We start from the raw sequence: 24,389 nt of genomic DNA, 5'->3' as shown, positions 1-24,389 counted from the left end.
CTGTCATCTCCCTCCGGGCCGGCCGGTCTTCCGGCCGGTCAGTCTTCCTCCGCCGACCGGTCCGCCGTGAGCCACTTCTCGGTCGCTTCCGCGGTCGCCGCGGACGACGCCTCGATCAGGGAGAAGTGGTCGGCGGCGATCTCCACCTGGTCGTCGCAGACGTCCCACGCGGGCCAGTCGGAGACGTCGGCGTGCTCGCCCAGCGGCCGGCCCGCGCGGATCAGCAGGCTCGGGGCGCTGATCTCCTCCGGGCCGCGCTCGCCCAGCAGCCGTACGTAGCTGCCCATGGCGAGCCAGCTGGCGTCGTCGATCACGGCGGCCTCCTGCTCGCGGTCGAGGATCTCCGTCATCACCAGGGAGAAGACACCGAGGATCTCCTTCTCGTCCGTCGGCGTGGGGGTGTCGAGCATGACGACGCCGACCGGACCGGCGTCCTCCTCCTCCAGGCGGGCGGCGATCGAGTGCGCCATGACGCCTCCGATCGAGTAGCCGACCAGGACGAAGGGGTCGTCGCCGACCGCCCGGCGGACCGCTGCGACCAGGGCCGCGATCGCGGCGTGCCAGGAGCCCGGCGCCGAGTCCGTGCCCTGGAATCCCGGCAGGGTGCAGGCGAAGACGTCCCGCGTCCCCTCGAACCGGTCGGCGAACCGCATGAACTGGTGCGGGCCGGAGCCGGGCATGAAGGACGGCACGCACACCAGCTTCGGCAGGCCGCTGCCCGAGGCGAGCCGGACCACGTGCCCGCCGCCGTCCGGCAGCCCGGACGACGCGAAGGTGGGTCGGAACCTCGATGCCGCGGTGAGCAGCGGCAGCGCTTCGGCGATGGACTGCGTCGTGTGGGCGTGGTGCATCAGCGCGCTGAACGTGCCGTTGCCGGCCTGGCCCCCGGACGAGGCACGGGCGGCGTTCCCGCCCGCCGAGCGCGCTCCGCCCGAGCCGCCCGAACCACCCGTGCCGGCCCCGGCGGCCGACTCGGCCGCGGCCTCCGTCGCGGCCTCGCTGAGCAGGAGCCGGGCGACGGCGGCGGGTTCGGGGTGGTCGAAGACCAGCGTGGTGGGCAGGCGCAGGCCGGTGGCCTGGGTGAGCCGGTTGCGCAACTCGACCGCGGCCAGCGAGTCGAAGCCGAGGTCCCGGAACCCCCGGTCCGGGTCGACCGCTTCGGGCGAGGGGTGGCCGAGCACCGCGGCGACGTGCGTGCGGACCAGTTCGAGGGCGACCTGTGCGCGTTCGCTCTCGGGCACGGCGGTCAGCCGCCGGGTGAGTGGCCCGCCGGTCGCCGGGGTGCGGCGGGCCGGGGCGCTGACCAGGCCGGCCAGCAGCGGCGGCAGCAGGCCGCCGCCGGCCTGGGCGCGCAGCGCGACCGTGTCGAACCGGGCCGGGACCACCAGGGCCCGGTCGTGCCGGCTGCCCTGGTCGAACAGTTCCAGGCCCAGTGCGGCGGGCATGGGCTGGACGCCTTGGCGGGCCAGCCGGGCCAGCGCCGCCTCGTCGAGGCCGCCGGCCATCCCGGTCTCCTCGGCCCACAGGCCCCAGGCCAGCGACACGGCCGGGCGGCCCTGCGCGCGCCGCCGGGCGGCGAGCGCGTCCAGGACGGCGTTGGCGGCCGCGTAGTTGCCCTGTCCCGGGCTGCCGATCAGCCCGGCGGCGGAGGAGAACAGCACGAACGACCGCAGGTCCAGCTCCGCGGTCAACTCGTCGAGCAGCAGGGCCGCGTCGACCTTGGGCCGCATCACCCGGTCCACCTGCTCCGCCGTCAGCGACGTCACCACGCCGTCGTCCAGGACGCCGGCCGCGTGCACCACCGCGGTGAGCGGCACCTCCAACGAGCCCAGCAGAGCGGCCAGTTGCTCGCGGTCCGTCACGTCGCACGCCGCGACCCGAACCCGGCAGCCGGTCGCTTCCAGGTCCGCGGCGAGCGCGTCGGCCCCCGGCGCGGCCGGGCCCCTCCTGGACACCAGCACCAGGTGCCGGACCCCGCCCGCGGTGGCCAGGTGCCGCGCGACCAGCGCGCCCAGGCCCCCGGTGCCACCGGTCACCAGCACCGTGCCGTCCACGTCGAGCGGCCCGGGCACGGTGAGCACCACCTTGCCGGTGTTGCGGCCCTCCCGCAGGAACCGGAACGCCTCCTGCCCGTCCCTCACGTCCCAGGTCCGCACCGGCGCGTGGGACAGCACGCCCCGGTCGAACAGGTCCAGCACCGCGGTCAGCATCTCCTGGATGTGTTCCGGTCCGGCCTCGAACGCGTCGAACGCCCGGTACCGCACGTCCGGATGGGCCTCGGCCACCGCCTGCGGGTCGCGGACGTCGGCCTTGCCCATCTCCAGGAACCGGCCGCCGCGCGGCAGCAACCCGAGGGAGGCGTCGATGAACTCGCCGGCCAGCGCGTTGAGGACCACGTCCACCCCCGCGCCGTCGGTGACGCGCGCGAACGTGTCCGCGAACTCCAGGTCCCGCGACGACGCGATCCGCTCGGCCGGCACACCCAGGGCGCGTACGGCGTCCCACTTGGCGGGGCTGGCGGTCGCGTAGACCTCCGCGCCCAGCCGCGTGGCGAGTTGCACCGCGGCCATCCCGACGCCGCCCGCCGCGGCGTGCACCAGCACCCGCTCCCCGGCCGTCAGTCCGGCCAGTTCCACGAGCCCGTAGTACGCCGTCAGGTAGACCACCGGCACCGCGGCGGCCCGCTCGTACGACCAGCCCTCGGGGATCGGCGCGACCATCCGCCGATCCGCGATCGCCGCCGTGCCGAATCCCTCGGGGATCAGGCCCATCACGCGGTCACCGGGCGCCAGGTCCGTGACCGCGGAGCCGGTCTCCAGGACGATGCCCGCCGCCTCACTGCCGAGCGGCGCGTCTCCCGGGTACAGGCCCAACGCGATCAGCACGTCGCGGAAGTTGAGCCCCGCGGCCCGTACCGCGACCCGTACCTCGCCCGCCGCCAGCGGGCGGTCGGCACCGGACGGGACGAGCGCCAGGCCCTCCAGCGATCCCTTCGCGACCGACGCCAGCGACCACGGCCCCTCGGCGGGCACCGCGGAGCCGGTCGACCGCGTCAGCCGCGGCGCCGTCACCCGCCCCTCGCGCACCGCGACCTGCGGTTCGTCGAGCGCGGCGAGCGCGGCCCAGTCCGGGCCCGTTCCCTCGCCGGCACCGCCGTCAACGGTGTCGCCGGTGTCGCCGGTGTCGCCGGCCGGGTCGAGGTCCACCAGGGCGAACCGTCCCGGGTGCTCGGACTGCGCGCTGCGCACCAGGCCCCACACCGGAGCCTGGCCGAGGTCGGGAGCCTCGTTGCCCACGCCGACGCCGCCGCGGGTCACCACCACGAGCCGTGTCCCGGCCAGCCGTTCGCTGTCCAGCCATCGCCGTATCAGCGCCAGCGCGTCCGCCGTGGCGGCACGCGCGGCGCCGGCCTCGTCACCGGCCGGTGCCGTGGTCCCGACCGAGGTCACGACCGCCTCGGGCACCGCAGCGCCCGCGGCCAGGGCCGCTTCGAGCGCACCCAGGTCCGCGTACCGCTCCCCGGCTCCCGCCTGCTCGCCGAGGATCGCGACCCGGGCCGCGGCGGCACCGGCCGTGACCGGTATCCAGTCGACGGTGAACAGCGATCCGTCACCCGGCCGCCCCGCTCCCGCCAGCTGCGCGGGATCGATCGGACGGGAGGTGAACTCCCGTACACAGGCGAGGGGTTGGCCGTTCTCGTCGGCGATGTCGATCCGGGTCGTGGACGGCCCGGCCGGGGTGATCCGGACCCGCGCCCGCGACACGCCGTGCTGGTCCAGGTGGACGCCGGACCAGGAGAACGGCAGCTCCACCGCCGCGCTCACGTCGTGTTCGAGCAGCCCGCCGTGCAGCGCGGCGTCCAGCAGTGCCGGGTGGATGCCGAACCCCTGGCCGGAACCGGCCTGTTCGTCCGGCAGGACCACCTCGGCGAAGATCTCCTCGCCGTCGCGCCAGGCCGCCCGCAGCCCCTGGAAGACCGGCCCGTACTCGTAACCGGCCGCCGCCAGCCGCTCGTACAGCCCCTCGACCGGCACCGCGACGGCGCCCTCCGGCGGCCAGTACGCGGGGAACGGCACCGCGGGAGCCTCGACCTCCGAGCCGAGCCTGCCACGGGCGTGGCAGGTCGCCTCGGGGCGCTCGCCGTGTCCGCTGCCTTGCGGGCGGGTGTAGACGGCGAGGGCACGGTGGCCGTTCTCGTCCGGTTCCGCCACGGTGACCTGTAGGTCGACGGCCTCGCCGACGGGCAGGGGCAGCGGTGCCTGGAGGATCAGCTCCTCGACCACGGGGGCGTCGACCTGCCGTCCGGCGGCCAGCGCCAGTTCGGTCAGGGCGGCGCCGGGCACGAGGACCGTGCCGAGCACGGCGTGGTCGGCGAGCCAGGGCTGGGTCTCCAGGGACAGGCGGCCGGTCAGCAGCCACTCGTCACGGTCGCCGACCTGAACGGCGGCGACCAGCAGCGGGTGGTCCAGCCGCGCCTGCCCGGCCGCGGCCGCGTCGCCTGCCGCGGCACGGGGCAACAGCCAGTAGCGCTCGTGCTGGAAGGCGTACGTCGGCAGGGATACGGTCCTGGCACCGGTGCCGGCGTAGTACGCGGCCCAGTCGACCACGACCCCGGCGGCATGAGCCTGGCCGAGGAACCCGGCGAACGCCTCCGGCTCACCCTGACGAGCCCGCAACGCGGGCACCAGCACCGCCTCGCTGTCGACCTCCTCCAAGACCTGACGGGCCAACGCGGTCAACGACCCGTCCGGCCCCAACTCCAGGAACCGCGTCACCCCAAGACCAGCCAACGCGGTGATCCCATCAGCGAAGCGGACCGCCTCCCGCGCATGCCGCACCCAATACGACGGGTCCGCCAACTCACCCGGCACCGTCACCGCACCCGTCAGGTTCGACACCACCGGAATGACCGGCTCAGCAAACCGCAAACGGCCCGCCACCTCCGCGAACTCCGCCAACATCGGCTCCATCAACGCCGAGTGGAACGCGTGGGACACCCGCAACCGGGTCGTCTTCACGCCCTCCCACACCGGGAGCCGCAGCCACTCCTCCAGGGCCTCCTGCTCGCCCGAGACGACCACCGCACGCGGTCCGTTGATCGCCGCGACCGACAACCGGTCCTCGAACCCGGCCAAGGAAGCGCGCACTTGCTCTTCATCGGCCTGCACCGCCGCCATCGCCCCGCCGGCCGGCAGCGCACCCATCAACCTGCCCCGAGCCGCCACCAACGCGCTCGCATCCGGCAGGGACAACACCCCGGCCACGTGCGCCGCCGCGATCTCCCCCACCGAGTGACCGACCAGGAAGTCCGGCCTCATGCCGAGCGACTCCGCCAGCCGGAACAGCGCCACCTCGACCGCGAACAACCCCGCCTGCGTGAACTGCGTCGCGTTCAGCAACCCGGCCTCCGCCGAGCCCTCTTCCGCCGCCAACACCTGCGACAACGGCCGCTCCAACAACGGATCAAGCTCCGCGCACACCTCCTCCAGCGCCCGCTTGAATACCGGGAACACCGACGCCAACCCCAAGCCCATCCGGGCCCGCTGCGCCCCCTGACCCGAGAACACGAACGCCGTCTTCCCCGACGCCGCCCGCCCTTGAACGATGCCCGCACCCGGCTCACCGACAGAGAGCGCCGCCAACCCCGCCAGCAACGACGCCCGATCAGCAGCAGTCACCGCCGCACGATGCTCCAGATGCGCCCGCGTCGTCGCCGCCGAGAACGCCGTATCCAACACACCCAGGTCCGACCGCGCCAGCAGATGCTCCCGCAACCGACCGGCCTGCGCCCGCAACGCCACTTCATCCTTCGCCGAGACCAACACCGGCACCACGGGCCGGACTTCCCGTTCCGCCAGGGCGGACGCCCGCGAGCCCGTACCCGTACCCGAGCCCGTGCCCGTGCCCGTACCCGCGCTCGATTCCGGCTCCGTGTCGCTCTGCGCGGGCGCCTCCTCCAGGATCAGGTGGGCATTCGTGCCCGAGACGCCGAAGGACGACACGCCCGCGCGGCGAGGCCGGCCGAGGTCGGTCCAGGGCCGGGCGTCGGTCAGCAGCTTGACCGCACCGGACTCCCAGTCCACGTGCCGGCTGGGCTCGTCGGCGTGCAGGGTGGCGGGAAGTTGCCGGTGCCGCAGCGCCTGCACCATCTTGATCACCCCGGCCACCCCGGAAGCAGCCGAGGAGTGGCCGATGTTCGACTTGACCGAGCCCAGCCACAGCGGCTGCTCGTCCGGGCGGTCCTGCCCGTATGTCGCCAGCAGCGCCTGCGCTTCGATCGGGTCACCGAGCCGGGTACCGGTCCCGTGCCCTTCCACCGCGTCGACGTCGGAGGGGCCGAGCCCGGCCGCGGCCAACGCCGCCCGGATCACCCGCTCCTGGGCCGGACCGCTCGGCGCCGTAAGCCCGTTGGACGCGCCGTCCTGGTTCACCGCGCTGCCCCGGATCACGGCCAGCACGTTGTGTCCCAGGCGCTGCGCGTCCGACAGGCGCTCCATCACGACCAGGCCGACACCGTCGGAGAAGCCGGTGCCGTCAGCGCCTTCCGCGTACGACTTGCACCGGCCGTCGGGTGACAGGCCGCGCTGCCGGGAGAACTCCACCAGCAGGAACGGCCCCGACATCACGGTCACGCCGCCGGCCAGCGCCATCGAGCACTCGCCGTTGCGCAGCGCCTGCGCGGCCAGGTGCATCGCCACCAGCGAGGAGGAGCACGCGGTGTCCACGGAGACCGCGGGGCCCTGGAGCCCGAAGGTGTAGCTCAGTCGTCCCGAGACGACGCTCGTCGTGGTCCCGGTCAGCCGGAATCCCTCCAGGTCCGGCGTCGCTCCACCGGCGTACTCCGACGCGACCGCGCCGCAGAACACGCCGGTGTCGCTGCCGCGGAGCGAGCCCGGGTCGATCCCGGCGTCCTCCAGCGCCTCCCAGGCACCTTCGAGCAGCAGCCGCTGCTGCGGGTCCATCGCCAGCGCCTCGCGCGGGCTGATCCCGAAGAACCCGGCATCGAAGTCCCCGGCCCCGTCGAGATATCCGCCGCCGCGCGTGTACACGGTGCCGGCCTGATCGGGGTCCGGGTCGTACAGCCGCTCCAGGTCCCAGCCACGGTCACCGGGCAGCTCCGATATCGCGTCCCGACCCGCAGCGACCAGGTCCCACAACTGCTCGGGCGATGCCGCGCCGCCCGGGTAGCGGCAGCTCATGCCCACGATCGCCAGCGGCTCGTCCGCATCCGCCCGCCGCCGGGCCGGAACCCGTACGGCAGGGGCGGCGACGGCACCGGATTCGGCGCCGGGCACCTGGGTCACCAGGAACCGCGCCACCGCGGCCGAGGTCGGGTGGTCGAACACCAAGGTGGCCGGCAGCTTGAGTCCGGTCGCCTGGGCCAGCCGGTTGCGCAGCTCGACCGCGGCCAGCGAGTCGAACCCCAGCTCCTTGAACGCGCGCTCCGCGTCGACCGCCGACGCCGACGCGTGCCCGAGCACCGCCGCCACCTGCGCGGTCACCAGCTCCAGGGCCACCTGCTCCCACTGCTCGCGCTCGACTCCCGCGAGCCGGGTCGCCAGCGACCCACCGCCGCCGCCCGCGCGGGCCGGGCGGCCCGGCGAACGCACCAGCCCGGCCAGCAACGGCACCGCCGTCCCGGCCCGGGCCTGCGCCCGCAACGCGGCCAGATCCAGTTGGACCGGCGCGACCAGCGCGGCATCCACCCGCTGCGCCGCGTCGAGCAGTTCGAGGCCGAACTCGGCCGCCATGGGCTGCACACCCATCCGGCTGAGCCTGGTCAGTTGCGCGGCGTCCAGTTCCCCGGTCATGCCGGTCTCCGCCGCCCACAGGCCCCACGCCAGCGACACCGCCGGACGACCCTGCGCCCGCCGCCACGCCGCCAACGCGTCCAACCCGGCATTCGCCGCAGCGTAGTTGCCCTGCCCCGCACTCCCGATCAAGGCGGCGACCGAAGAGAACAGCACGAACGACTGGAGGTCGGTACCGGCCGTCAACTCGTCGAGCAGCAGCGCCGCTTCCAGCTTCGGCCGCATCACCCGCTCAAGCTGCTCCGGCGTCATCGACTCCAGCAGCCCGTCGTCCAGGACACCGGCCGCATGCACCACGCCCGCCAGCGGAACCTCCAACGAGCCCAGCAGCGAGGTCAGTTGCTCCCGGTCCGCCACATCACACGCAGCGACCCGAACGTGGCACCCGGCCGCTTCCAACTCCGCGACCAACTCACCCGCACCCGGCGCCTCCAGACCCCGCCTCGACGCCAGCACCAGATGCCGCGCACCACCAACAGTGACCAAGTGCCGTGCCACCAGCGCACCCAGACCCCCCGTGCCACCCGTCACCAGCACCGCGTGACCCGGGTCCGCCGGCTGCGGAACCGTGAACACCACCTTGCCGGTGTTACGCCCCTCCCGCAGGAACCGGAACGCCTCCGCATACCGGCGGATATCCCAGGTACGGATGGGCGCGTGGGACAACACGCCCCCGTCGAGCATCTCCAGAATCTCGCCGAGCATCTGCCCCAGCCGCTCAGGACTGACCTCGAAAAGGTCGAACGCCCGGTACTCCACACCCGGATGAGCCTCGGCCACCGCCTGCGGGTCGCGAACATCCGCCTTCCCCATCTCCAGGAACCGCCCACCCCGCGGCAGCAACCCGAGCGAGGCGTCAACGAACTCACCCGCCAGCGCGTCCAGCACCACATCCACACCCGCGCCGCCGGTCTCCCGCGCGAACACCTCCGCGAACTCCAGGTCACGCGACGACGCGATCCGCTCGCTCGGCACACCCAGGGCGCGTACGGCATCCCACTTCGCCGGACTCGCCGTCGCGTAGACCTCCGCACCCAGATGAGCGGCGATCTGCACCGCCGCCATCCCGACGCCGCCAGCCGCGGAATGCACCAGGACGCGTTCCCCGGCTTCGAGTCCGGCCAGGTGCACCAGTCCGTAGTAGGCGGTCAGGTAGACCACCGGCACCGCGGCCGCCTGTTCGTACGACCAGCCCTCGGGGATCGGCGCGACCATCCGCCGATCCGCGATCACGACAGGTCCGAAGGTGTCGGCGGTCAGACCCATCACCCGGTCGCCGGGCGCCAGGTCCGTGACCCCGGGGCCGGTCTCCAGGACGGTCCCGGCGGCTTCGCTGCCGAGCGTGGCGTCGCCGGGGTAGAGGCCGAGCGTGATGAGCACGTCGCGGAAGTTGAGTCCCGCGGCCCGCACGGCGATCCGGACCTCGCCCGCGGCCAGCGGGCGGTCGGTGTCGGAGGGGACGAGCGCCAGGCCCTCCAGCGATCCCTTGGTGACCGCTTGCAGCAGCCACGGCCCTTCGGTGGGCGCCGCCGACGCGGTCGCCCGGGCCAGCCGGGGTGCCAGCACCCGCCCGCCGCGCACCGCGACCTGCGCGTCTCCCAGACCGGCGAGCGCGGCCCAGTCCGGCGCCGTTCCTTCGCCGGCACCGCTGCCCGCGTTGTCGGAGCTGTTGGCGGTGTCGCCGGTGTCGCCGGCCGGGTCGAGGTCCACCAGGGCGAACCGTCCCGGGTGCTCCGACTGCGCGCTGCGCACCAGACCCCACGCGGCAGCCGCCGCCACATCCGGCGCCTCCCCACCGGTCGAGACCGCACCCCGCGTCACCAGCACCAACCGCGCACCCGACAACGCATCCGCAGCCAGCCACCCCTGCACCAGCTCCAGCGTCCGCGCCGCCACCGCACGTACCGAACGCGCCACGTCCACCGCGCCGTCGTCCGCCGCGCCGCCTTCGGGCACCGTGCCGGACGGCACCACCGTCAGCACCGCGTCCGGCACCGTCGCACCGGCCGCGACCGCGCCGACCAGGGCGTCGAGGTCCGCGAAACGCTCGCCGGCCGCCGTACCCTCCTGCGCACCCGGTACCGCGACCTCACCGAGCACCGCGACGCTCGCCGGGGCAGCGCCGTCCGCGCCCGCGGCCTCGGTCCACTCCATCGTGAACAGCGAGCCGTCGGCCGCCCGCGCGGCACCCGCCAACTGCGCCTGGTCCACCGGCCGGGAGGCGAGTTCCCGTACGCAGGCGATCAGCCCGCCGTTCTCGTCGGCGATGTCGATCCGGCTCGCGGACCGTCCGGCCGGGGTGATCCGGACCCGCGCCCGCGACACCCCGCGCTGGTCCAGCCGGACGCCGGACCAGGAGAACGGCAGCTCCACCGCCGACGTCCCGTCCCGGTCGAGCAGCCCGCCGTGCAGCGCGGCGTCGAGCAGGGCCGGGTGAATCCCGAACTCCCGCGCGGACCCGGCTTCCTCGGGGAGGGCGATCTCGGCGTAGACGTCCTGGCCGTCGCGCCAGGCCGCCCGCAGCGCCTGGAACGCGGGGCCGTACTCGTACTCGGCGTCGGCCAGCCGCTCGTACAGTCCCTCGACCGGGACCGGTTCGGCGCCCGGCGGCGGCCACTCGGCCGGGAACGCCAGCGCGAGCAGGCCGGTCTCCTCGGCCAGCACACCTCGTGCGTGGCAGGTCATCACGTCGTCCGCCGGGGCCGGGCCGTCCTGCTCGGCGGCACGCGACCGGGTGTAGATCGCCACGTCGCGGCGGCCGTCCGGGCCCGGTTCGCCGACCATGACCTGCAACGGCACCGCCTCGTGGACGGGCACCGGCAGCGGGACCTGGAGGACGAGTTCGTCCACCACCGGGCAGCCCACCTGCCGGCCGGCCGCCAGGGCGAGTTCCACCAGTGCCGCGCCCGGTGCGATGACCGCGCCGAGGACGGCGTGGTCCGCGCTCCACGGCTGGACCTCCTGCGACAGCCGCCCGGCGAAGAGCCACTGGCCCTGGTCGCCGACCGGGACCGCGGCGGTGAGCAGCGGGTGGTCGAGCCTGCCCAGCCCGGATACGGCGGGGTCGCCCGCCCCGGTGAGCGAGGACAGCCAGTAGCGCTCGTGCTGGAAGGCGTACGTCGGCAGGGATACGGCCCTGGCACCGGTGCCGGCGTAGTACGCGGCCCAGTCGACCACGACCCCGGCCGCATGGGCCTGGCCGAGGAACCCGGCGAACGCCTCCGGCTCACCCTGACGGGCCCGCAACGCGGGCACCAGCACCGCCTCGCTGTCGACCTCCTCCAAAACCTGGCGGGCCAGCGCGGTCAACGATCCGTCCGGCCCCAACTCCAGGAACCACGTCACCCCGAGCCCGGCCAGCGCGGTGATCCCATCAGCGAAGCGGACCGCCTCCCGCGCATGCCGCACCCAATACGACGGGTCCGCCAGCTCACCCGGCAACGTCACCGCACCGGTCACGTTCGACACCACCGGAATGACGGGCTCGGCGAACCGCAACCCGCCCGCCACCTCCGCGAACTCCGCCAACATCGGCTCCATCAACGCCGAGTGGAACGCATGAGACACCCGCAACCGGGTCGTCTTCACCCCCTCCCACACCGGAAGCCGCAGCCACTCCTCCAGCGCCTCCTGCTCACCGGACACCACGACCGCCCGGGCACCGTTCACCGCGGCAATCGACAACCGGTCCTCGAACCCGGCCAACGACTCCCGCACCTGCTCCTCACCAGCCTGCACCGCCACCATCCCGCCGCCGGCCGGCAACGCACCCATCAACCGACCCCGAGCCGCCACCAACGCGCTCGCATCCGGCAGAGACAGCACCCCGGCCACATGCGCCGCCGCGATCTCCCCCACCGAATGCCCGACCAGGAAGTCCGGCCTCATCCCCAGCGACTCCGCCAACCGGAACAGCGCCACCTCGACCGCGAACAACCCCGCCTGAGTGAACTGCGTCGCGTTCAGCAACCCGGCCTCCACCGAGCCCTCTTCCGCCGCCAACACCTCCGACAACGGCCGCTCCAACAACGGATCAAGCTCCGCACACACCTCCTCCAGCGCCCGCGCGAACACCGGGAACACCGACGCCAACCCCAACCCCATCCGCGCCCGCTGCGCCCCCTGACCCGAGAACACGAACGCCGTCTTCCCCGACGCCGCGCGTCCTTGAACGATGCCCGCACCCGGCTCACCGACAGAGAGCGCCGCCAACCCCGCCAGCAACGACTCCCGATCAGCAGCAGTCACCGCCGCACGATGCTCCAGATGCGCCCGCGTCGTCGCCGCCGAGAACGCCGTGTCCAGCACACCCAGTTCCGGCCGCGCCAGCAGGTGCTCCCGCAACCGACCGGCCTGCGCCCGCAACGCCACTTCATCCTTCGCCGACACCACCACCGGCACCACGGGCAGCACCACCTCGGGCTGCTGCTCGGGCTCCTCGGCGAGCGCCGGGGCCTCTTCCACGATCACGTGCGCGTTGGTGCCGCTGACGCCGAAGGACGACACGCCCGCACGGCGCACCCGCTCCCCCGCCGGCCAGGGCCGGGCCTCGGTCAGCAGCCTGACCGCGCCCGACTCCCAGTCCACGTGCGGGGACGGCGCGTCCACGTGCAAGGTGGCGGGGAGTTGCTCGTGCCGCAGCGCCTGCACCATCTTGATGACGCCGGCCACGCCGGCCGCCGTCGAGGAGTGGCCGATGTTCGACTTGATCGAGCCCAGCCACAGGGGCTGCCCGGCGTCGCGGCGCTGGCCGTAGGTCGCCAGCAGCGCGTGCGCCTCGATCGGGTCTCCCAGCCGGGTACCCGTGCCGTGGCCCTCGACCGCGTCGACCTGGTCAGGGCGCAGGCCCGCCGAGGCCAACGCGGTCCGGATCACGCGTTCCTGGGCCGGGCCGCTCGGCGCGGTCAGCCCGTTGGACGCGCCGTCCTGGTTCACCGCGGTGCCTCGCAGCACCGCCAGCACGTTGTGCCCCAGACGGCGGGCGTCCGACAGGCGCTCCAGCACGATCAGGCCGAGGCCGTCGGAGAAGCCGGTCCCGTCAGCCCCGGCCGCGTACGACCGGCACCGGCCGTCGGGTGACAGGCCGCGCTGCCGGGAGAACTCCACCAGCAGGAACGGCCCGGACAGGACCGTCACGCCGCCGGCCAGCGCCATCGAGCACTCACCGGAACGCAGCGCCTGCGCGGCCAGGTGCATCGCCACCAGTGACGACGAGCACGCCGTGTCCACGGAGACCGCGGGACCTTCCAGGCCCAGGCTGTACGCCACCCGGCCCGAGACCACGCTCGTGGTTCCGCCGGTCATCCGGAACCCTTCGAGCTCCGGCCCGCCGCCTCCGGTCATCAGCCCCGAGACGTAGTCGGAGGGGCCGACGCCGCAGAAGACGCCGGTGTCGCTGCCGCGCAGCGAGGCCGGGTCGATCCCGGCGTCCTCCAGCGCCTCCCAGGCGCCTTCGAGCAGCAACCGCTGCTGCGGGTCCATCGCCAGCGCCTCGCGCGGGCTGATCCCGAAGAACCCCGCGTCGAAGTCCCCGGCCTCGTCGAGGAACCCGCCGCCGCGCGTGTACACGGTGCCGGCCTGGTCGGGGTCCGGGTCGTACAGCCGCTCCAAGTTCCAACCACGGTCACCGGGCAGCTCCGATATCGCGTCCCGACCCGCAGCGACCAGGTCCCACAACTGCTCGGGCGACGACGCGCCACCCGGATACCGGCAGCTCATGCCCACGATCGCCAGCGGCTCGTCCGCATCCGCCCGCCGCCGGGCCGGAACCCGCGCCGCCACCGCCTTCCCGGGGCTCACGCCCGACATCTGCGTCACCAGGAACTTCGCGACCGCCGTCGGCCTCGGGTGGTCGAATATCAGGGTGGCGGGGAGCTTGACTCCGGTCGCCTGGGCCAGCCGGTTGCGCAGTTCGACCGCGGAGAGCGAGTCGAAGCCCAACTCCTTGAAGGCCCGGCCCGCGTCGACCGCCGACGCCGACGCGTGCCCGAGCACCGCCGCCACCTGCGCGGTCACCACATCGAGCGCCACTTGTTCCCACTGTTCCCGGTCCACCCCGGCCAGCCGGGTCGCGAGGGACCCGCCGCCGCCCGCGCGGGCCGGGCGGCCCGGCGAACGCACCAGCCCGGCCAGCAACGGCACCGCCGTCCCGGCCCGGGCCTGCGCCCGCAGCGCGGCCAGATCCAGTTGCACCGGAGCGACCAGCGCGGCATCCACCCGCTGCGCGGTGCCCAGCAGTTCGAGGCCCAGCTCGGAGGAGAGCGGCTGTACGCCCAGCCGGTTCAGCCTGGTCAGTTGCGCGGCGTCCAGCTCCGCGGTCATCCCGGTCTCCGCCGCCCACAGACCCCACGCCAGCGATACGGCCGGGCGCCTCCGTGCCCGCCGTCGCGCCGCCAGCGCGTCCAACCCGGCGTTCGCCGCAGCGTAGTTGCCCTGCCCCGCGCTCCCGATCAAGGCGGCGACCGAAGAGAACAGCACGAACGACTGGAGGTCGGTACCGGCCGTCAACTCGTCGAGCAGCAGCGCCGCTTCGAGCTTCGGCCGCATCACCCGCTCAAGCTGCTCCGGCGTCATCGACTCCAGCAGCCCGTCGTCCAGGACACCGGCCGCGTGCACCACGCCCGCCAGCGGAACCTCCAACGAGCCCAGCAGCGCGGTCAGTTGCTCCCGGTCGGCCACATCACACGCAGCGACCCGAACGTGGCACCCGGCCGCTTCCAACTCCGCGACCAACTCACCCGCACCCGGAGCCTCCAGACCCCGCCTCGACGCCAGCACCAGATGCCGCGCACCACCAACGGTGACCAAGTGCCGTGCCACCAGCGCACCCAGACCCCCGGTCCCACCCGTCACCAGCACCGTGCTGTCCGCACCGGCGCCCAGCAGCGGCTCCGTCCCCAGCGCCGCGGGCACGACGGCCCGCGTCAGCCGCGGAGCGAGCACCTGCCCGCCGCGCACCGCCACCTGCGGCTCGTCGTACGCGGCGAGCGCGGTCCAGTCCGGCCCCGCCCCTCCGTCGCCGCCGGCCGGCTCCAGGTGCGGGTCCAGCTCCGGGTCGAGGTCCACCAGGGTGAACCGTCCCGGGTGCTCGGACTGCGCGCTGCGCACCAGACCCCACGCGGCAGCCGCCGCCACATCCGGCGCCTCCCCACCGGTCGAGACCGCACCCCGCGTCACCAGCACCAACCGCGCACCCGACAACGCATCCGCGGCCAGCCACCCCTGCACCAGACCCAGCGTCCGCGCCGCCACCGCACGTACCGAACGCGCCACGTCCACCGCGCCGTCGTCCGCCGCGCCGCCCTCGGGCACCGTGCCGGACGGCACCACCGTCACCACCGCGTCCGGCACCGTCGCACCGGCCGCGACCGCGCCGACCAGGGCCCCGAGATCCGCGAAGTGCTCGTCCGTACCGGTCGGTTCACCGATGCCGGCCACCCGCGGCCGGGCCGTGTCCGCGGCCTGGGCGACGGGGCTCCACTCCACCGTGTAGAGCGATCCGGCCTCCGGGCGCCGCGCGCCTTCCAGTTGCCCCTGGTCCACCGGCCGGAACGCGAGCTGCTCGGCGCTGAAGACCAGTTCGCCCTGCTCGTCGGCGATGTCGGCCCGCAGCGTGGAGTCGGCCGTCGAGGTGATACGGACCCGCACCCGGCCGGAGCCGGGCAGTCCGAGCCGCACGCCCGACCAGGAGAAGGGCAGTTGGGCGGCGTGGTCCTCACCCGTGTCGAGCCAGCCGAGTCCTCCGTGCAGCGAGGCGTCGAGGAGCCCGGGGTGGATGCCGTACTGGCGGGCACTCGCGATGTGGTCGTCGGGGAGGGCGACCTCCGCGTAGATGTACTCGTCCTGCTCCCAGGCGGTGTGCAGGCCCTTGAAGGAGGGGCCGTAGTCGTAGCCGAGGCCGGCGAGGCGGTCGTAGAGGTCGTGGACGGCGACGGGCCGGGCGTCCTGCGGCGGCCAGGTCTGCGCCCAGTCCGCGGGTGCGGGGACACCGGTGTCGGGTGTCAGGATGCCGCGGGCGTGGCAGGTGGGCTGGACACTCTCCTGCCCCTTGCTCTCGCTCGGCGCGGTGTAGATCGCGAGTTCACGGCGTCCGTCCTCGTCGGGCGCCGCCACCGTGACCTGGAGGTCGAGCTCGTCGCCCTCGGACAGCAGCAGCGGAACCTGGAGCACCAGTTCCTCGACGACCGGGCAGTCCACTTGGCCGCCTGCCGCCAGTGCCAGTTCCACCAGGGCGACGCCGGGAACGATCACCATGCCGAACACCGCGTGGTCGCGGACCCATGCCTGCGAGTCCAACGACACGCGCCCGGTGAACACCCACTCCCCCCGGTCGCCGACCCGCACCGCGGCCGACAGCATCGGGTGCCCGAACCGCGCCAGCCCGGCCCCTGCCAGGTCCCCACCCCCGGCGCCCACCGGCAGCCAATACCGCGACCGCTGGAACGCATACCCCGGCAGATCAACCCGCCGACCGCCACTCCCGGCAAAGAACGCGGACCAATCCACCTGTGCGCCGGCCACATGCGCCTCAGCGAGCGACATCGCGAACCGACCCGGACCACCCTCACCACGCCGCAACGACCCGATCACCCGAACCCGATCACCACCCTCCACCTCACCGGCCGTCTCCGACACCGCAGAAACCAACACCGGATGCGGCGACATCTCCACAAAGAACCCCGCACCCTCCGCCACCAACTCCCGCACCGCACCCTCAAAACCCACCTGCCCACGCAAATTCCTGAACCAATACCCCCCATCCAACATCTCCGTCCCCACAAACCCACCCACCGCCGTCGAATAGAACGGCACCCGCCCCGAAACCGGCACAAGAGGCGCCAACACCTCCAACAACGCCTCCTCCATCACCCCCACCTGAGCCGAATGCGACGCATAATCCACCGGCACCCGCCGCGCCCGCACCCCGTTCCGTTTCCACCCCTCCAACAACTCCTCCAACAACCCCGCCTCACCCGACACCACCACCGACCGCGGAGAATTCACCGCCGCCACCGACACCCGACCGCCATACTCCTCGACCACCTCAGCCACCTCATCAGCCGGCAACCCCACCGACACCATTCCCCCCAACCCCGCCAACAACTCCCCCACCAAACGCGACCGCAACACCACCACCCGCACCGCATCCACCAACGACAAACCCCCCGCCACATACGCCGCCGCAATCTCCCCCTGCGAATGCCCCACCACCACATCCGGCTCCACCCCACACGACCGCCACAACGCCGCCAACCCCACCATCACCGCAAACAACACCGGCTGCACCACATCCACCCGCTCCAACGACGGCGCACCCTCAACCCCCCGCAACACCTCCACCACACTCCAATCCACCAACCCACCCAACGCCTCATCACACGCCGCCACCTCCCCCGCAAACACCACAGAAGAATCCAACAACCCCACCGCCATGCCCACCCACTGCGCACCCTGACCAGGAAAAACAAACACCGTCTTCCCCGACACCGAACGATCCTGCACCACCCCCACACCCGGCTCACCGACAGAAAGCGCCGCCAGCCCCGCCAGCAAACCCTCACGATCAGCAGAAGTCACCGCGGCACGATGCTCCAAATGCGCCCGCGTCGTCGCCGCCGAGAACGCCGTATCCAACACACCAAGCTCCGCACGCGCCAGCAGATGCTCCCGCAACCGACCCGCCTGCGCCCGCAACCCCACCTCATCCCTCGCCGACACCACCACCGGCACCAACGGCAGGCTCTTCTCGGGCTGCTCCGCCGGCTCCTCGGCGGCCGCCGGAGCCTCCTCCAGGATCATGTGCGCGTTCGTGCCGGAGACGCCGAAGGACGACACGGCCGCGCGGCGGGGCCGGCCGGGGTCGGTCCAGGGGCGGGACTCGGTCAGCAGCCTGACGGCGCCCGACTCCCAGTCCACGTGCGAGGACGGCTCGTCCACGTGCAAGGTGGCGGGGAGTTGCCGGTGCCGGAGCGCCTGCACCATCTTGATCACCCCGGCCACGCCGGCCGCGGCCGAGGAGTGGCCGATGTTCGACTTGATCGAGCCGAGCCACAACGGCCGCTCGGCGTCGCGGCCTTGCCCGTACGTCGCCAGCAGCGCCTGAGCTTCGATCGGGTCACCGAGGCGCGTGCCCGTGCCGTGCCCCTCGACCGCGTCGACCTGGTCGGGACGCAGCCCGGCCGCGGCCAGCGCGTTCCGGATCACCCGCTCCTGGGCCGGACCGCTCGGCGCCGTAAGCCCGTTGGACGCGCCGTCCTGGTTCACCGCGCTGCCGCGAACCACCGCCAGCACCCGGTGACCCAGACGCTGAGCGTCCGACAACCGCTCCATCACGACCAGGCCGACACCGTCGGAGAAGCCGGTCCCGTCAGCCCCGGCCGCGTACGACCGGCACCGGCCGTCGGGTGACAGGCCGCGCTGCCGGGAGAACTCCACCAGCAGGAACGGCCCGGACATCACGGTCGCTCCGCCGGCCAGGGCCAGCGAGCACTCGCCGTTGCGCAGTGCCTGCGCGGCCAGGTGCATCGCCACCAAGGAGGAGGAGCACGCGGTGTCCACGGAGACCGCGGGGCCCTGGAGCCCGAAGGTGTAGCTCAGCCGTCCCGAGACGACGCTCGTCGTGGTGCCGGTCAGTTTGAAGCCTTCCAGCTCGGGCGTCGCGCCCCGGCCGTACTCGGAGGCGACCGCGCCGCAGAACACGCCGGTGTCGCTGCCGCGCAGCGAGCCCGGGTCGATCCCGGCGTCCTCCAGCGCTTCCCAGGCACCTTCGAGCAGCAGCCGCTGCTGCGGGTCCATCGCCAGCGCCTCGCGCGGGCTGATCCCGAAGAACCCCGCGTCGAACTCGCCGGCTCCGTCGAGATATCCGCCGCCGCGCGCGTACACCGTGCCGGCCCGCTCCGGGTCCGGGTCGTACAGCCGCTCCAGGTCCCAACCACGGTCCCCCGGCAGACCCGATATCGCGTCCCGACCCTCGGCGACCAGGTCCCACAGCCCCTCGGGCGACGACGCGCCACCCGGATACCGGCAGCTCATGCCCACGATCGCCAGCGGCTCGTCCACGTCGGCCCGCCGCCGGGCCGGAACCCGCGCCGCCACCGCCTTCCCGGCGCCCGCGTCGGCACCGGGTACCTGCGTCACCAGGAACTTCGCCACCGCGACCGCGGTCGGGTGGTCGAACACCAAGGTCGCGGGCAACTTGAGTCCGGTCGCCTGGACCAGGCGGTTGCGCAGTTCGACCGAGGAGAGCGAGTCGAAGCCCTGCTCCTTGAAGGCCCGTCCCGATTCCACCGTGGACGCCGACGCGTGCCCGAGCACCGCCGCCACCTGCGCGGTCACCAGCTCCAGCGTCACCCGTTCCCACTGCTCGCGCTCGACTCCCGCGAGCCGGGTCGCCAGCGACCCTCCGCCGCCCGCGCGCCCCGCACGGCCGGGCGAGCGGACCAGCCCGGCGAGCAACGGCACGGCTGTCCCGGCCCGGGCCTGCTCGCGCAGCGCGGCCAGGTCCAGTTGGACCGGAGCGACCAGCGCGGCATCCACCCGCTGTGCCGCGTCGAGCAGTTCGAGCCCCAGCTCGGAGGAGAGCGCCTGCACACCCATGCGCTCCAACCGGGCGAGTTGCGCGGCGTCCAGCTCCCCGGTCATCCCGGTCTCCGCCGCCCACAGGCCCCACGCCAGCGACACCGCCGGACGACCCTGCGCCCGCCGCCACGCCGCCAACGCGTCCAACCCGGCGTTCGCCGCAGCGTAGTTGCCCTGCCCCGCACTCCCGATCAACGCCGCCACCGAGGAGAACAGCACGAACGACCGCAGGTCCAGCTCCGCCGTCAACTCGTCCAGCAGCAAGGCCGCGTCCAGCTTCGGCCGCAACACGCGGTCCACCTGCTCCGGCGTCAGCGACGCCACCAGCCCGTCCTCCAGGACACCGGCCGCGTGTACGACACCGGTCAGTGGAACCTCCAACGAGCCCAGCAACGAGGTCAGTTGCTCGCGGTCCGCCACATCACACGCGGCAACCCGCACCTGGCATCCGGCGGCCTCCAACTCCGCGACCAACTCGCCCGCGCCCGGCGCCTCCAGACCCCGCCTCGACGCCAGCACCAGATGCCGCGCACCACCGGCAGTGACCAAGTGCCGTGCCACCAGCGCACCCAGACCCCCGGTCCCACCCGTCACCAGCACCGCGCCATCCGTGCCGGCGCCCAGCAGCGGCTCCGTCCCCAGTGCCGCGGGCACGACGGCCCGCGTCAGCCGCGGAGCGAGCACCTGCCCGCCGCGCACCGCCACCTGCGGCTCGTCGTACCCGACGAGCGCGGCAAGCCCCGGGCCCGTCGCGTCGCGGCCGGCCGGGTCCAGGTGCGGGTCCAGCTCCGGGTCGAGGTCCACCAGGACGAAGCGCCCCGGGTGCTCGGACTGCGCGCTGCGCACCAGGCCCCACGCGGCAGCCGCCGCCACATCCGGTGCCTCCGCGCCGACCGCGATCGCACCCCGGGTCACCAGCACCAACCGGGACTCCGCCAGGGCGTCCGCGGCCAGCCACTCCTGCACCAGTGCGAGCGTCCGCGCCGCTACCTCGTGCGCGGTCCCCGCCACGTCCACCGCGCCGCCGTCAAGCACCGCGCCGCCGTCGTCGAGCGCCGCGCCGGACGGCACCGCCGCCACCACCGCACCCGGCACCGCCGCACCGGCCGCCACCGCACCGACCAGCGCGTCGAGGTCCGCGAACCGCTCGCCGGCCTCCGTACCCTCCTGCGCACCCGGCACCGCGACCTCACCGAGCACCGCGACGCTCGCCGGGGCAGCGCCGCTCGCGCCCGCGGCCTCGGCCCACTCCACCGTGAACAGCGAACCGTCGGCCGCCCGCGCGGCCCCCGCCAACTGCGCCTGGTCCACCGGCCGGAGCACGAGGGACCGGACCGACACCACCGGGGCGCCGGAGTCGTCGACCGCGTCGAACCGCACCGTGGAGTCGCCGATGGCCCCGGCGCGGACCCGCAGCCGTGAGACGCCCTGGCGCCCGAGCCGGACACCGGTCCAGCTGAACGGCATCTTGTGCTGGCTGCCGCCGGTGAACAGGGGCACGCCGCCTTGCACCACCGCGTCGAAGAGCGCCGGGTGGATGCCGAACTCGCCGGCCGGACCCGCGTACTCGTCCGCCAGCGCGACCTCGACGTAGATGTCGTCCCCGTCGCGCCAGGCCGCCCGCATCCCCTGGAAGACCGGCCCGTAGTCGTACCCGAGGTCGGTGAGCTGGTCGTAGAGCCGCTCGGCCGGGACCGGTTCGGCGTCCGGCGGCGGCCACTGCGCCGCCCAGGCCGCGGCCGGCTCGGGCTCGGTCTCGGCGGCGAGTACGCCCCGCGCGTGGCAGATCGACCCGCCCCGCTCGCCGCCCTCGGGAGTGGTGTAGATCGCGACGGCACGGTGGCCGTTCTCGTCGGCCTCCGCGACGGTGACCTGGAGCTGCACCGAGGAATCCCCGGCGAGCAACAGGGGTGCGCCCAGGACTAGTTCCTCCACCACCGGGCAGCCCACGTGGCCGCCCGCCGTCAGCGCGAGCTCCACCAGCGTGACGCCGGGCACGACGACCGTGCCGAAGAGCATGTGCTCGGTGACCCAGGAGTCCGTGTCCGTGCCCAACCGCCCGGTGAACAGCCACTGGTCCTGGTCGCCGATCCGCACGCCCGCGGTCAGCAAGGGGTGATCGACACGCTCGGCCCCGGCCGCGACCGAGCCCTGGGCCCCGGCCCCCGACAACTGCCAGTAGCGTTCCCGCTGGAAGGCGTACGTCGGCAGGGATACGGTCCTGGCACCGGTGCCGGCGTAGAACGCGGCCCAGTCCACGGGAACTCCGGCCGCGTGCACGGCCGCGGCGAACCCGGCGAACGCGGCCGGCTCCTCCTGCCGGGCCCGCAGCGCCGCCACGAACACCGCCTGCCCGGCGGCCTCGTCGCCGCTCGCGGCCTCCACCGCCTGGCGGGCCAGCGCGGTCAACGACCCGTCCGGCCCCAACTCCAGGAACCGCGTCACCCCAAGACCAGCCAACGCGCTGATCCCATCAGCGAAGCGGACCGCCTCCCGCGCATGCCGCACCCAATACGACGGGTCCGCCAACTCACCCGGCACCGTCACCGCACCCGTCACGTTCGACACCACCGGAATGACCGGCTCAGCGAACCGCAAACGGCCCGCCACCTCCGCGAACTCCGCCAACATCGGCTCCATCAACGCCGAGTGGAACGCATGAGACACCCGCAACCGGGTCGTCTTCACCCCCTCCCACACCGGAAGCCGCAGCCACTCCTCCAGCGCCTCCTGCTCGCCCGAGACGACCACCGCACGCGGTCCGTTGATCGCCGCGACCGACAACCGATCGGTGAACCCGGCCAAGGAAGCGCGCACTTGCTCTTCATCGGCCTGCACCGCCACCATCCCGCCACCGGCCGGCAACGCACCCATCAACCGACCCCGAGCCGCCACCAACGCGCTCGCATCCGGCAGAGACAGCACCCCGGCAACGTGAGCCGCCGCGATCTCCCCCACCGAGTGACCGACCAGGAAGTCCGGCCTCATGCCGAGCGACTCCGCCAGCCGGAACAGCGCCACCTCGACCGCGAACAGACCTGCCTGCGTGAACTGCGTCGCGTTCAGCAACCCGGCCTCCGCCGAGCCCTCTTCCGCCGCCAGCACCTGCGACAACGGTTGCTCCAACAGCGGGTCAAGCTCCGCACACACCTCGTCCAGCGCCCGCTTGAACACCGGGAACACCGATGCCAACCCCAAGCCCATCCGGGCCCGCTGCGCCCCCTGACCCGAGAACACGAACGCCGTCTTCCCCGGCACCGCCCGCCCCTGCACCACACCCGCACCCGGCTCGCCCAGCGACAGCGCCGCCAGCCCCGCCAGCAACGACTCCCGGTCACCGGCCACCACCGCGGCCCGCTCCTCCAGGTGGGATCGCGTGGTCGCGGCCGAGAACGCCGTGTCCAGCACACCGAGCTCCGGCCGCGCCAGCAGGTGCTCCCGCAACCGCCGGGCCTGCGCCCGCAACGCCACTTCATCCTTCGCCGAGACCAACACCGGTACCACCGGCCGGACTTCCCGTTCCGCTTGAGCGGAAGCCCGCGAGCCCGTGCCAGTGCCCGAGCCCGATTCCGGCTCCGTGTCGCTCTGCGATGGCGCCTCCTCCAGGATCAGGTGGGCGTTCGTGCCCGAGATCCCGAAGGACGACACGCCCGCGCGGCGGGGACGTTCACCGGCCAGCCAGGGCTGGGCGTCGGTCAGCAGCCTGACGGCGCCCGACTCCCAGTCCACCTGCGAGGACGGCGCGTCCACGTGCAGCGTCGCCGGGAGCCGCTCGTGGCGCATCGCCTGCACCATCTTGATGACACCGGCCACCCCGGCCGCCATCGAGGAGTGGCCGATGTTCGACTTGATCGAGCCCAACCACAGCGGGTCGCCGGCCTCGCGGTCCTGCCCGTACGTCGCGAGCAGCGCGTGCGCCTCTATGGGGTCACCGAGCCGCGTGCCCGTGCCGTGCCCCTCGACCGCGTCGACCTCGTCGGGACGCAGGCCGGCCGCGGACAGTGCCGCGCGGATCACCCGCTCCTGCGACGGGCCGCTCGGCGCCGTAAGCCCGTTGGACGCACCGTCCTGGTTCACCGCGCTGCCCCGGACCACCGCCAGCACCCGGTGTCCGCGGCGCCGGGCGTCCGACAGCCGCTCCATCACGACCAGGCCGACACCGTCGGAGAAGCCGGTGCCGTCAGCGCCCTCCGCGTACGACTTGCACCGGCCGTCCGCGGCCAGCCCGCGCTGCCGGGAGAACTCCACCAGCAGGAACGGCGTGGACAGCACCGTGACGCCGCCGGCCAGCGCCAGCGAGCACTCACCGGAACGCAGCGCCTGCGCGGCCAGGTGCATCGCCACCAGCGACGACGAGCACGCCGTGTCCACCGACACCGCGGGACCCTCCAGGCCCAGGCTGTACGCCACCCGGCCGGACACCACGCTCGTCGTTCCGCCGGTCAGCCGGAAACCCTCCAGGTCCGACCGGCCGCCCGGCGCCGACCCCGACCCCGGGTAGTCCGAGATGCCGACGCCGCAGAACACGCCGGTGTCGCTGCCGCGCAGCGAGGCCGGGTCGATCCCGGCGTCCTCCAGCGCCTCCCACGACCCCTCCAGCAACAGCCGCTGCTGCGGGTCCATCGCCAGCGCCTCGCGCGGGCTGATCCCGAAGAACCCCGCGTCGAAGTCGCCCACCCCGTCGGCGAATCCGCCGCGCTGGGCGTAGAACGTCCCGACCTTGTCCGGGTCCGGGTCGTGCAGCCGCTCCAGGTCCCAGCCACGGTCCTCGGGCAGCCCCGCCATCGCGTCCCGGCCGGTCGCCACCAGGTCCCACAACTGCTCGGGCGACGACGCGCCACCCGGGTACCGGCAACTCATCCCCACGATCGCCAGCGGCTCGGTGGACTGCGCCATGAGTCGCCGGTTCTGCTGCCGAAGTCGCTCGGCTTCCTTGACCGACCGCCTCAGGGCTTCGACGAGCTCGTTCTGGTCGCCAGCCATGCTTGTTCCTCCAGGTTC

The 24,389-nt window shown here is 73.6% G+C and carries 1 pseudogene; it reads right to left on the bottom strand.

What is annotated here, in order from left to right:
• Positions 1 to 83 precede the first annotated feature (83 nt).
• A pseudogene (locus OG896_RS28505) lies at positions 84 to 24,371 on the bottom strand (SDR family NAD(P)-dependent oxidoreductase); the annotation flags it as partial.
• Positions 24,372 to 24,389: the final 18 nt, after the last annotated feature.

The sequence above is a fragment of the Streptomyces sp. NBC_00669 genome (assembly GCF_036226785.1).
GTDB lineage: Bacteria > Actinomycetota > Actinomycetes > Streptomycetales > Streptomycetaceae > Actinacidiphila.
This window is presented reverse-complemented; position numbering and strand designations above follow the sequence as displayed.